This window comes from Butyricicoccus porcorum, assembly GCF_002157465.1.
Classification (GTDB): domain Bacteria; phylum Bacillota; class Clostridia; order Oscillospirales; family Butyricicoccaceae; genus Butyricicoccus_A; species Butyricicoccus_A porcorum.
This window is the reverse complement of the sequence record NZ_NHOC01000004.1, coordinates 193,987-208,211: the sequence shown is the minus strand read 5'-3', so window position 1 is coordinate 208,211 and position 14,225 is coordinate 193,987. Positions and strand designations below refer to the sequence as shown.

At 55.3% G+C, this 14,225-nt stretch carries 11 protein-coding genes; all 11 read left to right on the top strand.

All coding sequences use genetic code 11. The features are described 5' to 3' along the window. Nucleotides 1–25: 25 nt before the first annotated feature. The 11 genes from CBW42_RS05390 (at nt 26) to CBW42_RS05340 (ending at nt 14,220) form a co-directional block, all read left to right on the top strand. Nucleotides 26–2,338: a penicillin-binding transpeptidase domain-containing protein gene (locus tag CBW42_RS05390; RefSeq protein ID WP_087018508.1), complete on the top strand. Its 2,313-nt coding sequence runs from the start codon at nt 26–28 to the stop codon at nt 2,336–2,338. A gap of 16 nt (nt 2,339–2,354) precedes the next feature. Then, entirely contained in the window at nt 2,355–3,803 is a 1,449-nt protein-coding gene (locus CBW42_RS05385; RefSeq protein WP_087018506.1) for a UDP-N-acetylmuramoyl-L-alanyl-D-glutamate--2,6-diaminopimelate ligase, read from the top strand. Between the two features lie 88 nt (nt 3,804–3,891). Further along, nucleotides 3,892–5,250, top strand: a complete 1,359-nt coding sequence (locus tag CBW42_RS05380) for a UDP-N-acetylmuramoyl-tripeptide--D-alanyl-D-alanine ligase (protein ID WP_087018504.1) — start codon at nt 3,892–3,894, stop codon at nt 5,248–5,250. A 23-nt stretch (nt 5,251–5,273) separates the two neighbouring features. Continuing rightward, the gene (mraY, locus tag CBW42_RS05375) at nt 5,274–6,320 is read left to right on the top strand and encodes a phospho-N-acetylmuramoyl-pentapeptide-transferase (RefSeq protein ID WP_087018502.1); all 1,047 of its coding nucleotides are present in this window, start codon (nt 5,274–5,276) and stop codon (nt 6,318–6,320) included. A gap of 46 nt (nt 6,321–6,366) precedes the next feature. After that, nucleotides 6,367–7,653, top strand: a complete 1,287-nt coding sequence (locus tag CBW42_RS05370) for an FtsW/RodA/SpoVE family cell cycle protein (protein WP_165761071.1) — start codon at nt 6,367–6,369, stop codon at nt 7,651–7,653. 36 nt (nt 7,654–7,689) lie between these two features. Further along, nucleotides 7,690–8,814, top strand: a complete 1,125-nt coding sequence (murG, locus tag CBW42_RS05365) for an undecaprenyldiphospho-muramoylpentapeptide beta-N-acetylglucosaminyltransferase (RefSeq protein WP_087018499.1) — start codon at nt 7,690–7,692, stop codon at nt 8,812–8,814. A gap of 24 nt (nt 8,815–8,838) precedes the next feature. After that, nucleotides 8,839–9,957, top strand: coding sequence for a cell division protein FtsQ/DivIB (locus CBW42_RS05360; RefSeq protein WP_087018497.1), 1,119 nt, complete (start codon nt 8,839–8,841; stop codon nt 9,955–9,957). Nucleotides 9,958–10,185: 228 nt separating this feature from the next. After that, the gene (ftsZ, locus tag CBW42_RS05355; protein WP_087018495.1) at nt 10,186–11,349 is read left to right on the top strand and encodes a cell division protein FtsZ; all 1,164 of its coding nucleotides are present in this window, start codon (nt 10,186–10,188) and stop codon (nt 11,347–11,349) included. Between the two features lie 118 nt (nt 11,350–11,467). Continuing rightward, nucleotides 11,468–12,403 carry a magnesium transporter CorA family protein gene (locus CBW42_RS05350; protein ID WP_087018493.1) on the top strand — a complete coding sequence of 312 codons (936 nt, stop codon included), beginning with the start codon at nt 11,468–11,470 and terminating at the stop codon, nt 12,401–12,403. Nucleotides 12,404–12,437: 34 nt separating this feature from the next. Then, nucleotides 12,438–12,782, top strand: coding sequence for a hypothetical protein (locus CBW42_RS05345; RefSeq protein ID WP_133058265.1), 345 nt, complete (start codon nt 12,438–12,440; stop codon nt 12,780–12,782). A gap of 58 nt (nt 12,783–12,840) precedes the next feature. Next, nucleotides 12,841–14,220, top strand: a complete 1,380-nt coding sequence (locus tag CBW42_RS05340) for an MATE family efflux transporter (protein WP_087018489.1) — start codon at nt 12,841–12,843, stop codon at nt 14,218–14,220. Nucleotides 14,221–14,225: the final 5 nt, after the last annotated feature.

Genomic DNA, 14,225 nt, shown 5'->3' with positions numbered 1-14,225 from the left:
GAAGGAACGATAGGAGAACAGACACATGGCACAAAAACGCCCCAGCAAACCGAATAAATCCATGCGCCAGAGGGTTTCCTTTCTGATACTGGTGTTTGCCGTGCTGGGCTTCGTTGTGGTTGCGGCGAAGCTGTTTTACATGCAGGTGATTAACACCAATTTTTATCAGAGTAAAGCGGCGGAAAATCAGACCAAGGATCTGATTATTACGCCGATGCGCGGCACCATTTATGACCGCAATATGACAGAGCTTGCCGTCAGTGCGACAACGCAGGAAATCAGCGTAGACCCTTCCATCATTCGTGACAAGGGCAAGGCATCCGTGCAAAAACGCACAGATGCCAATGGCAAGACCATCGATCCGACCGACGAAGAAATCGCCGCAGCGGTCGAAACCTATCAGAAGAAAGTCGCCAGCGTGCTCGCGGAAAAGCTGGAGCTGGATTATGACGAAACACTGGAAAAAATTCAGCGAAAAGTGTCGTATGTCCGCATTGCGCGCCGCGTGGACGCGGATATTGCCGACGAGCTGATGCAGGCGCTGGAGGAGGAGAACCTCTCCGGCGTGTATACGACGGCGGATTCCAAGCGCTATTACCGCTATGGCACATTTGCCTCGCAGGTGATCGGCTTTACCAACAACGACGGCGAAGGGCTGTATGGCGTCGAGCTGCAATATAACGATGTGCTCAAGGGCGTCGCGGGCCGCGTGGTCAAGGCGACCAATGCACTTGGCTCGGATATGCCGTATGATTATGAAAAGTATGTGCCGGAGCAGGATGGCGACGGCGTCGTGCTGTCACTCGACGAAGGCGTGCAGCACTATCTGGAAAAGCATCTGGAGGAGGCGCTGAACGACTATCAGGCGAAAAAGGGCGTGTGCGGCATTGTCATGGACATCAAGACGGGCGAAATCCTCGCCATGTCCACCAAGCCGGACTTCGATCTGAACAATCCGCGCACCATTCCGGAGGAATACACCTCGCTGCTCGCTGAGCTGGATAATCTCAGCGGCGAGGAGTACAGCAGCAAATACAGTGAGATCCTGCTGCGCCTGTGGCGCAACAAGGCCATCAACGATACCTATGAGCCCGGTTCGACATTCAAGGTCTTTACGGTTTCGTCCGCACTGGAGGCGGGTGTCGTGGAGGACAGCAGCACGTTTACCTGCGGTGGCTCCAAGATCGTCAAGGATCGCACCATCCGATGCTGGAAGAGCGGCGGTCACGGCACGCAGGTGCTCGGGCAGACGCTGGAAAATTCGTGCAACGTCGCGATGATGGATATCAGTGCTCTGCTGGGGACAGACATGTTCCGCAAATTCTTTGAGGCGTACGGCCTGATGGAAAAGACCGGCATCGATCTGCCGGGTGAGGCGACCGGTATTTTCTTCGACGATCCGATGGGTGAGGTCGACCTGGCGACTGCATCGTTCGGTCAGAACTTCCAGGTCACGCCGATTCAGGAGCTGTGTATGGTCGCAGCAGCCTGCAATGGCGGCGATCTGGTCACACCACATGTGGCGAAGGAGATTGTCGACACCGATGGCAACGTCAAACAGACAATTTCGACAGAGGTCAAGCGGCAGGTTATTTCGGAGGAAACCAGCGATCTGATCCGGACTTATCTGGAGAATGTCGTTTCACAGGGCACTGGTCAGAATGCCTATGTCGCGGGCTACCGTGTCGGCGGCAAGACAGCAACCTCGCAGAAGCAGCCGAAGAGCGATGACTCGCTGCGTATCGCATCGTTTATCGGCGTCGCGCCGATGGATGACCCGCAGTATGCTGTGCTTGTCATGATCGATGAGCCGCAGACCTCGGTCAAGGGCGGCGGCGCGCTTGCAGCGCCGACAGTTGGACGTATTTTTGAGGATATTTTGCCGTATCTCGGCGTGGAAGCAATTTATTCGGAGGATGAAACTGACCGTCAGGAGATCACGATTCCGTCGTTGGTCGGCAAGTCGGTCGAGGACGCCGAGGCCGCGCTGGAAGAGCTTGGGCTGGATTATCGGGTCAAGGGCGATGGCGACACAGTCACCGACCAGCTTCCGGTGGCGGGCATTTCGCTTCAGCCGGACAACAAGGTTGTTCTGTACTGCGGCGAAAACAAACCGGTGGATAAGGTAGAAGTTCCGAATGTCAGCGGCATGAGCATTGAGGCGGCACGCCAGCAGCTCGCGGACTACGGATTATATATGAAGCAGAACGGCATTGCGGACTGGCGCGCCAGCGGCGCATCGGTCGCCATGCAGCAGAGTCCCGCAGCGGGAAGCAAGGTTTCCCCCGGCTCGGTTGTCACGGTAGCATTTGGCAATGCGGTTACCAGCCAGGAATAAAAGGAGGACGCATACAATGAAATTGGAAAAAATCCTCAGCGGCGTTGAAATTGTGGAGCAGACCGCAGACGCTGCATGTGAAATCGGCGAACTGAAGTATGATTCCCGTCAGGTAAAGTCGGGCGATGTGTTTGTCGCCATCACCGGCTTTGAGACCGACGGACACAAATACATCGGCAAGGCAATTGAACTGGGTGCAGGCGTCATTGTCTGCGAATATGTCCCGGAGGGCGGCATTTCCGTGCCGTATGTGCGCGTGCCGTCATCCCGCCGCGCGCTCGCGCAGATGGCAGCAAATTATTTCGACCACCCGGCGGACAGTATGACCATGGTCGGTATCACCGGTACCAACGGCAAGACGACGACAACCTATCTGCTCAAGACCATTCTTGAGGCACAGGGTCATAAGGTCGGTCTGATCGGCACCAACCAGAACATGATCGGCGATGAGATTCTGCCGACCGAGCGCACCACGCCGGAGTCATTTGAATTACAGCGCCTGTTTGCGCAGATGCGCGATGCGGGCTGCTCGCACGTGCTGATGGAGGTTTCCTCGCATTCGCTCGTGCTCGACCGCGTGTACGGTATCACGTTTGCCGTCGGCGCATTTACCAATCTGACACAGGATCATCTGGATTTTCATAAGACGATGGAGGCATACCGTGATGCAAAGGCATTGCTGTTCCATCAGAGCAAAACCGGCGTCATGAACCGCGACGATGCGGATGGCCGGATCATTCTCGCGGAGCAGGCGTGCCCGTTCCTTACCTATGGCGAGGAAGAGGGCTGTGATCTGTGCGCACAGGACATTCAGCTGCATGCAGACAGCATTCAGTTTAACTGCGTGGCAGAAGGTGAATGCGTTCCGGTCTCGCTGGGGATTCCGGGACAGTTTACCGTCTACAATGCGCTGTGCGCGCTGTCCTGTGCAAAAGCGCTGGGTATTTCCATCGCTGCGGTAGCCGCTGCTCTGCGCTGTGCACATGGCGTCAAGGGCCGCGTTGAGGTCGTGCCGACCGATACCGATTACACCGTACTCATTGACTATGCGCATTCCCCGGATGGCGTGGAAAATGTCCTGAAGGCGGCGCGCGGCTTCACAAAGGGTCGCCTGATCGGTTTGTTCGGCTGCGGCGGTGACCGCGACCGCACCAAGCGCCCGAAGATGGGTGCTATTGCGGCACAGTTGTCCGATCTGTGTATCGTCACGTCGGATAATCCGCGCACCGAAAAGCCGGAGGCAATCATCGACGACATCCTCGAGGGCATGAAGGACACCAAAACGCCGTATGAGGTCATTGTCAATCGTCCGGAGGCGATCTGGCACGCGCTGGATATCGCGCAGGCGGGTGATACCATCGTGCTGATGGGTAAGGGGCATGAGACCTATCAGGAAATCAACCACGTCAAGCATCATCTGGATGAGCGCGAAGTGGTTGCAGAATATTTTGAAAAAAAGAAGTAAGCGCTGTCTGAACCCCAGTTTTTGACTGTTCAGATACGCTCAAATGCTCCTGCGGGGGTAAGAGAATGATAAGAGGAGAATCCGAATTATGAAGACAATTACGGCTGCGCAGGCTGCCGCATTTGTGGGCGGCGTGGTCGTCGGAGACGGCAATACGCGCATGACCGGCGTATCCACCGATTCGCGGTCGATTCCGGCGGGAAGCCTGTTCATCCCACTGCGCGGTGAGCGCTTCGACGGGCATGATTTTCTGGAAAAGGCGGTCGAGGCACAGGCGGCGGCAGTGATGTCTGAACGCGATGTCGACCTTCCGGTTCCGGTTATTCGCGTCGATGACACGCGCCGCGCGCTGCTGGCGCTGGCAGGCGGTTATCGCAGCCTGTTTGACATCCCGGTTGTCGGCGTCACCGGCTCGGTCGGCAAGACGACAACCAAGGAAATGACAGCGGCAGTGCTCGCACAGAAGTTCAATACCATTTATACGCAGGGCAACCTGAACAATGAAATCGGCATGCCGCTGACACTGTTCCGCCTGGAGGAAGATACACAGGCGGCAGTGGTAGAGATGGGTATGTCCAATTTCAAGGAGATTTCCCACATGACTGTGCAGGCAAAGCCGGATGTCGCCATTATTACCAACGTTGGTACGGCGCACATTGAATTTCTCGGCTCTCGTGAGGGGATCCGTGATGCGAAGCTGGAAATTCTGGAGGGTCTGCGCCCGGGCGGCACAGCGGTGCTCAACGGCGACGAGCCGCTGCTCTGGTGCAAGAAAAACTGGCTGGGCGTTAAAACGCTGTATTTCGGCATCGACAATCCGGAATGCGACGTGCGTGCGGAGCATATCGTGCTGCATGACGACCGTGTTGAGCTGACAATTGTACATCCCGGCGGCAGCTTTGACGCAGTGCTGAATACAGCGGGTTATCACAACGTATACAATGCGCTGGCGGCGGCAGCAGCGGGGCTGTGTCTCGGGTTGTCGCATGAGCAGATTGCGGTAGGGCTTGCCTCATTTCACGATCTGCACCAGACGATTACCTACGAAGACGGCTTTGCCATTATTGATGCGTGCTACAACGCCAGCCCGGATGCGGTCGAGGCATCGCTGGAGGTGCTCAAAAGCCTGAGTGTCAACGGCAGGCGGTTTGCCGTGCTCGGCGGCATGCGCGAGCTTGGGCGGTTTGCCGAAGTCGAGCACCGGCGCTGCGGCAAAAAGGCGGCGGCGTGTGCAGACTTCCTTTACTGCTATGGCGATGGTGCGGAGGATTACTGCGCGGGTGCCGCAGAAGCGGGTATGCCGCAGGAAAACATGCATATCCTGTATTCGCATGAGGGCCTTGCCTGTGCGCTGAAGCGCGCGGCAAAGCCGGGCGACGCGCTGCTGTTCAAGGGCAGCCGGTACTGGAAGATGGAAAAAGCACTCGAGCTGTTCCGGGAAAAATAAAAAGAAAGACGGGGATTTTGTACATGACAACCATTATTGCGGTGTCGGTCATTGCGTCGTTTTTGATTACGGCGGCAATCGGACCGTTCCTGATTCGATACTTACGGAAAATGAACTTTGGACAGAAGATTCTGTCCTATGTGCCCGAACATGCGGGCAAGCAGAACACACCAACGATGGGTGGATTTATGTTCATCATCAGCATTACGCTTGTGACGATTGTCGTCAATCTCGTGCTGGGCGGTCTCAGCGTACAGTCGTTTACGGTGCTCGTGCTGTCGCTGTGCTACGGCGTGATCGGCTTCATCGATGACCGTACGAAGATTCGCAAGGCGGAAAATGAAGGCCTGACCTCCGGTCAAAAATTTGCGCTTCAGCTGGTGCTGGCGCTGGTCTTCCTGACAGTCGTGCATATGGGCGGTTATCTGATGCCCAGCCTGTATATTCCGTTTGTCGGCGTTTCGCTCGACATTCCGTGGCTGATTTACGTCGTCATTGCAGCGTTCATCATGGTCGGCTGCAACAATGCGGTCAATCTGACCGACGGTCTGGACGGTCTGGCGGCGGGCGTCACGTTGCCGGTAGCGGTGTATTTCATCGTGATCGGTGCGGTTTCGGGCAATCTGCCGGTTGTCGTATTCGCGTCTGCGCTGGCAGGCGGTCTCGCAGGCTTCCTGATTTTCAACTTCAATCCAGCGAAGGTGTTTATGGGCGACACCGGTTCGCTGTTTCTCGGCGGTGCGGTTGCCGGTCTTGCGTTTGCCTGTGACCAGCCGCTGATCCTCGCGCTGGTCGGCCTGATCTACGTCATTGAGACACTGTCCGACATCATTCAGGTCACCTATTACAAGATGACCAAAAAGCCGGTGCTGGATGAAAACGGCAATCCGGTGCGCGATGCGAAGGGCAATATTAAAATGGAAGGCAAGCGTGTGTTCCGCAAGGCACCGCTGCACCATCATTTCCAGCTGTGCGGCTGGAGCGAAAAGAAGATCGTTCTGGTTTTTGCCGGAATTACCGCGCTGATGTGCATCCTGTCGTATTTCGGTGTTGCACCGCGCTATCTGTAGATCAACAAATCAACGGAGAAACTGATTGCTGTGACGGGAAATGGAGGTGGTCTCTCTGCCTACAGCGTCCAATACAAAGCGACGGGGTTCCCCGCGGCGGCGCGCGGCGTCCCGCAGATCCCCGCAGAAGGCACAGGCGCAGTCCCGGCAGGACAGCCGTGGGAAGCGGCGTGTCCGGCGTTCACGCGCGAGGGTCAGGACGGTGCAGCCGCGCAATGCGTTTCAGGCGGGGCTGCTCGAACAGTCAAAGAAAAAAATTGATGCACCATTGCTGCTCATTACGGTGATGCTGCTGGTTGTCGGCCTGATCGCGCTGCTGTCAGCCAGCTATCCGAAGGGATATTATAGCAGCAATATCGGCCCGTTCTATTATTTCATCCGTCAGCTCGGCATGGCGGTCGTGGGGCTGGTGCTGATGTGGGGCGTTTCCTGTATCAACTATACCATGTACAAGAGATGGGCATTTATCCTGTATTTTATCTCTTTTGTCATGCTGGTGCTGGTGCTTACGCCACTCGGAACGACACTGAATAAATCACGCCGCTGGCTGTTCGGCTTTCAGCCGTCTGAGATTGCGAAGCTGGCGATTATCCTGCTGTTTGCAACGATGGCGAGTGCAAAGTCGGAGAGCGTCCGCAAGGTGAAGGGACTGCTGGTCTATGTCGCGCTGATCGGCGTGTATATCCTGCTGCTCGCAATGGAGCCGCATATGTCGGCGTCAATGATCCTGATTGTCATCGGCTTTGTGATTCTGTTTGTCGCGGGCATGCATGTCTGGTTTCTTGTTCCGGTCGGTATCGGCGGCGGCATTATCGCGGTCATTGCGTATTTTACGCTCAACCACGTACAGGAGCGCATCAATATTTTCCTCAATCCGTTTCTCGACGCGAAGGATACCGGCTACCAGGCAGTACAGTCGCTCATTGCCATCGGCTCGGGCGGCGCGTTCGGGCTCGGCCTCGGACAGAGCAGGCAGAAATTTCTGTACCTGCCGGAGCCGATGAATGACTTTATTTTTTCGGTCATCTGTGAGGAGCTGGGCTTTGTCGGTGCGGCACTGATTCTGGTGCTGTTCGCCTACTTTGTCTACCGCGGCTTCTCCATCGCGCGCCGCGCGGCGGACCGCTTTGGCTGTCTGCTGGCGACGGGCATCACGATGCAGTTTGCGTTCCAGATTTTGCTGAATCTCGCCGTTGTCTCCGGCCTGTTTCCGGTCACCGGCGCGTCTCTGCCGCTGTTCAGCTACGGCGGCACAGCACTTGTCATGCAGCTGGTTGAGATTGGCATTCTGCTCAATATTTCCCGCAATATTCCGCCGTCAAAAAAAGAATGACGGCAGGTTGGATCTGACGAAAAGGGGTAATCCGATATGAAATTGCTCATCACAGGAGGCGGCACCGGAGGTCATGTCAACCCCGGTCTCGCAATCGCAAAATATGTCCAGTCGCGCCGTGCAGACGCAGAGGTACGCTTCGCAGGCACCTCGACCGGTATCGAGTCCCGACTCGTTCCGCGCGAGGGTTATCAGCTGTATACGATAGATGTGCGGGGCCTCAAGCGCTCCTTCTCACCGTCCGCGATTGCATATAACATTGCCACGCTGCAAAAGTCATTGACTGCGACCTCGAAGGCGAAGAAAATCCTGAAGGAATACCGCCCGGATGTCGTCGTCGGCTGCGGCGGCTATGCGAGTTTCCCGATGGTGCGTGCTGCGCAGGAGCTGCATATTCCGACTGTATTGCTCGAGGTCAACGCGTTTCCGGGCGTCGTGACCAAGGCATGCGCGAAAAAGGCAGATCGCGTGTTGATCTGCTTTGAAAACACACGGAAACTGCTGGAAAATCGCCCGAATATCCATTTGACCGGCGCACCGGTGCGCGGCGAAATTATCTTTGTCCGCCGCGAGGACGCGCGCCGCAAGCTCGGCCTTGCGGACGGAGAAAAGCTGGTTGTTTCGTTCTGGGGCAGCATGGGCGCTCTGTATATGAACCGCCACATGGCGGGCTTTATCAAGCTGGAGAGCGAGCATGACGCGTTCCGCCATATTCATGCGACCGGTACGGCGGCATACAAGTGGCTGCCGGACAGCGTGCGCGAGCTGGGTGTAGATCTGGACAAGCACCCGAATATTGAGCTGCGCGAATATATTTACGACATGGCGGATGTCATGGCAGCCGCTGACCTCGTCATCTGCCGTGCAGGCGCGGCAACACTGGGCGAGCTGTGCGTGCTGGGCAAGCCGTCGATTATCGTGCCGTCCCCGTATGTTGCGGAGAACCATCAGGAAAAAAACGCGCGAGCGTTGGAACAGAATGGCGCATGTAAGGTCATCACTGAGCCGGAATGTACGCCGGAAAAGCTGTATGCGGCGGTGACTGAGCTGCTGGCAGACGATGAAAAGCTCGCGGAAATGGGGCGCTGCGCCAAAAAAATGGCGATCGTTGACGCCAGCGAGAAGATTTATCAGCATATTCTGGAGGCTGCCCGCAGATAACCGGCAGTCGGAGAGGAGGGGGACATGGCAAAACAAACGGAGCCCCGACGGAAAACAAATAGTCCGGTGTCATCCCGCAGCGGACAGCAGGCAAACAGAGCCGGGCAGCCTGCCCGCCCGGCGCGCACCTCGCGCAACTCAGAGCGGGCGCGGCAGCAGCGGCAACGGCGGCGCAGACGGAATAAGCTGGTGTTCCGGGTGGTGTGCGGGCTTCTGATCTGCGCGGCGATTGTGCTTGCACCGACGGTTTTTTTTCGTGTATCGCATATCACAGTCACGGGCGATACCCGCTATACCGAACAGGAGCTGATTGATGCGAGCGGTGTGCGCGAGGGCGACAACATGTTTTTCCTCGATTCCAGCCATATCGCGCAGATCCTACAGGCGAAATATCCCTATCTGGATACGGTGAAGCTGCACCGCAGGCTGCCGAGCACATTGCAAATTGAAATCACCGAGCGCACTGCGGCGCTGTCGGTAGAGGTAAACGGCGAATACCTGCTGATGGATATGACGGGAAAGGTTCTGGAGAAGAACGGGCAGGTGGCAGACAATACGGTTGAAGTTGTCGGCGCGGAGGCAGAAAAACTCAAGGTCGGCGATACGGTCGGGGACGAGCAGGAAAAGTTGCAGACAGTACTCGACCTGATGAACCTGATGACGCAATATGAAATGAACGACAAAGTTGGCAGCATTGATATTGAAAAAGCCTATGATGTGCGCATGCGGTTTGACGACCGGTATACCATCCTGCTTGGAAACCTGAGCGATCTGGAGCATAAAATTCAGTTTTTACAGGCTATTTTGAAAGAGCCGTCCTTGCCGGAGACCGGCATCATTGACCTGACGGATGACAAAAAGGCGCATTACCGTCCGGATGATACTGTGAGCACGAGCGAAGAGCAGGATGACACCGAAGAGGCCGACGATGCGGCTGAAACCGGACAGTCCGGGGACAGCACGGACGACGGGCAGGAGAAGGACAGCACGGATGATTCCGCAGAGCAGGAGGAAACTGGTGCGGATGATGCTTCCGGACAGGAGGAACAGGCGGATACCGGCGCACAGGATGGGGACAGCAGCCAGGAGAATTCGGATGGACAGACCACAGGGGTGGTGCTGTATGGAAAAATTATCCTGTAACCTGTTGCCATAGCATCCTTTTTTCTGATTGCTGTGCCGCTGCGCACGGCGGATTCTGCAAAATCCGGAAGTTTTTTTGAACGAATCTGCCATCTTATCTTGCAAAAGCAGCGGGAAAGAGGTAGAATGAAGAAAATAGGGTTATGGGCTCCTGCACCCGGTGGTGCGGCGCTCATCTGAATTTGAAAATGAAAATTACTTCATATAACACAACGGAGGAGATCAAACATGGGTTTCGAGATTGAAATGGATTACGATACCATTGTCAACATCAAGGTCATCGGTGTTGGCGGCGGCGGCAACAACGCGGTAAACCGCATGGTTACCAGCGGCTTACAGGGCGTTGAGTTTATCGCAATAAATACGGACAAGCAGGCACTCAACCGTTCTGAGGCTTCCGTCAAGATCCAGATCGGCGCCAAGCTCACCAAGGGCCAGGGTGCAGGCTCCAGACCGGAAACCGGCCGCAAGGCTGCTGAGGAGAGCCGCGAGGATATCTCCAAGGCACTGGAAGGCGCACATATGGTATTCATCACCGCTGGCATGGGCGGCGGCACCGGTACGGGCGGCGCACCGGTTGTTGCGCAGATCGCGCGCGAAATGGGCATTCTGACCGTCGGCGTTGTCACCAGACCGTTCGGCTTCGAGGGCAAGAAGCGCATGCAGCAGGCGAACGAGGGCATTGAAAACCTCAAGGAAAATGTAGACTCCCTCATTGTTATCCCGAACGAGCGTCTGAAGTATGTCTCCGAGCAGAAGATCAGCTTCAAGAACGCATTTGAAATCGCCGACAACGTACTGCGTCAGGCAGTCGCTTCGATCTCCGAGCTGATTACTGTCCCGGGTCTCATCAATCTGGACTTTGCGGACGTTACCTCCGTTATGAAGGGCGCAGGCTATGCGCACATGGGCGTGGGCGCTGCTGCCGGAAAGGACAAGGCAGAGGAAGCTGCGAAGAAGGCAATCCAGTCCCCGCTGCTCGAGACCTCCATTAACGGCGCACACGGCGTCATCCTGTCCATCATCGGTTCTTCCGATATCGGTCTGGATGAAATCGAGCGTGCAGCAAGCATGGTTCAGGCTGCGGCGCATCCGGATGCACACATCATCTTCGGTGCATCCATTGACGACGATGTAGACGATGAGATCCGCGTTGTTGTCATCGCAACCGGCTTCGACGCGCCTCCGGCTGCCAAGCAGGAGCAGACCTCTTCCATCTTCTCCAACGCGAAGAAGGCAGCTTCTACATTCTCCGCACCGGCGCAGACCTTCAGCGCACCGGCAGCGCCGGCTCCGCAGCAGTCTCAGGCTGAGGCGAGCGTGGCTGACGGAAATCCGGTCGAAGCGGATGATCCGTTCGCGGATATCATGAAGATTTTCAGCAGCAAGTAATTTTGCCGACAGGTTCGAGCCTTTTCGAACCGATACAGCAGAAATAAAGGCGAATGGCCCTTCTTCTTCGGAGGAAGGGCTTTTCATCGGGACGAAAGTGAAATGGGAGGTGCATGCGATGATTGAATACTTCAAGGCAGATGCAGGGACGGTGGTCGCGCTGGAACGCGCAGAACCTGGCTGCTGGATCAATCTGGTCAATCCGACGCGGAAAGAAATCGACAGCGTGATCGTGTCCCAGCATGTGGATGCGGGCTTCATCAATGCTGCGCTCGACCCGGAAGAAACCTCCCGTGTGGAGCTGGAGGATGACCAGGCATTGCTTATTGTCGATATCCCGGTTGAGGAGGAAAGCGATAGCATCACGCGCGATGTACAGATGTATGCAACACTCCCAATGGGCATTGTCGTGGCGGAAGATGTCGTCATTACGGTCTGTCTGGAGGACACCAGTGTCACGCGTGATATCGCATCGGGCAAGGTGCGCGGCGTGCAGACCGCCATGCGCACGCGGTTTGTCTTTCAGCTGCTGCTCCGCGTGGCGGGGCGCTTCCTGAATTACCTGCACCGCATTGAGCGCAGCTTCACCGATATCGAGCGCCGCCTGTATGACAGCCTGCGCAACGAAGAACTTATGATGCTGCTCGGCCTGCAAAAATCCCTCGTCTATTTTTCCGCCTCCCTCAAGGGCAATGAGGTGACGATGGAAAAGGTATTGCGCGGACGTATCCTCAAGCTGTATGAGGATGACCGCGACCTGCTGGAGGATGCGCTGATCGAAATCCGTCAGGCAATCGAGATGGCAGGTATTTATTCCTCCATTCTGGCGGGTACGATGGAGACATATTCTTCGGTTGTTTCCAACAACATGAACGACATCATGAAGGCTCTGACTGTCATCACCCTGATTATGACCATCCCGAATATGGTGTTCGGCTTTTACGGCATGAATGTTTCACACCTGCCGGGCGCAATCAGCTTTATCCCGGTGATTATTGCGGTCATCGGCTGCATTGTCGCATGGCAGTTTCTCAAAAAACACAAGCTGTATTGAGTATTTGATTTGACGATAGGAAAGGATAATGCGTATGACAACCAAGACAATCACTTCGGTGGTATCTCTGGCCGGCCTGCTCAAGAGCATTTTTATCTCCGGCCGCTTTAAAAAGGATCTCCCGATGCAGCTGGTTGACTCAAAAGGCAACAAGATTTGCGAAATTCATGAGGAGGACCCGGAGCGCTGGATTCGCACCAATTACAAGGACAGCATTGCCTGCACGCGCAAGCTGTGCACCCGTTCACAGTGGGATAAGATGGATATTGTACAGCAGGTTCGTCTGTGCGACTGCTGGGAGGCGCTGGCTGTCATGGAATACCTCGATGTGGGCTATGATGACGGCAACCGCTTTGAAATTGACGAATACGAGTGCTGATTTGAACTTGAAGATGTGACAGAATTGAAGATGTATCAGGTGGGGAAAGGGTTTGCTTATGGCTGAGACAAAACAGGAAAACAAGATGGGTGTCATGCCGGTAAACAAGCTGTTGATTTCGATGGCGCTGCCGATGATTATTTCCATGCTTGTACAGGCGTTGTATAACATTGTTGACAGTATCTTTGTATCGCGCATTTGTGAGGACGCGCTGACCGCCGTTTCACTGGCGTTTCCGGTGCAGAATCTGATGATTGCGATTTCATCCGGTACCGGTGTCGGTGTCAATGCGTTGCTTTCGCGCTCACTCGGCGCAAAAAATCAGGAAGCTGCGGATAAAGCAGCGAAAAACGGCATTTTTCTGGCGATTTGCAGCTATCTGGTCTTTTTGATTTTGGGACTCACGGCATGCAATCTGTTTTTCCGCACGCAGACCGATAGTGCGACCATTATTGCATATGGTGATACGTATCTCAGCATCTGTATGATCTGCTCGTTCGGCATGTTCATCCAGATGATGTTTGAACGGCTGCTTCAGGCGACCGGCCGCACGATTTATACCATGTTCACACAGGGCACCGGTGCGATTATCAATATCATTCTCGACCCGATCCTGATTTTCGGCATGTTTGGCCTGCCGAAGCTGGGCATCGCGGGTGCGGCGGTCGCAACGGTTGCCGGACAGATTATCGCCAGTGTGATGGCGGTTTTCTTCAACTTTAAGTTTAACACCGATGTCAGCCTGAAGGGCAGATTCCGTCCGAGCGGGCATATCATTGGACAGATTTATTCGGTCGGTATCCCGTCCATCCTGATGATGTCAATTTCGTCGGTCATGGTGTACGGCATGAACCGCATTCTGATCGCGTTTACCTCGACGGCAACTGCGGTTTTCGGTGTATATTTCAAGCTCCAGTCGTTTATTTTCATGCCGATTTTTGGCATGAACAACGGCATGGTTCCGATTATTGCATATAACTACGGTGCCTGTAAACCGGATCGAATCAAGAAAACCATTGCTCTGGCGATGGTCTATGCAGAGTGCATCATGCTGATCGGTTTGTTGGTATTCAAACTCAAGCCGGATTTGCTGCTCAGCTTTTTCAACGCTTCGCCGGAGATGCTTGCCATTGGAGAGCCGGCGCTGCGTACCATTTCGTGGAGTTTCCTGGTCGCGGGAATCTGTATCATCAGCTCGTCCACCTTCCAGGCGCTGGGCAACGGCCTGTACAGCCTGGCCATTTCGTTTGGCCGCCAGCTGGTTGTGTTGCTTCCGGCAGCTTATCTGCTGTCCCTGACCGGCAACATCCATGCAGTCTGGTGGTCGTTCCCGATTGCAGAAGTCGCTTCGCTGGCGTTGTCGCTCACATTTATGTACAAAATCAATCAAAAGATTTTTATCCCACTGCGCAAGATGCAGAGGGAATCGGAAAATTAAACCGG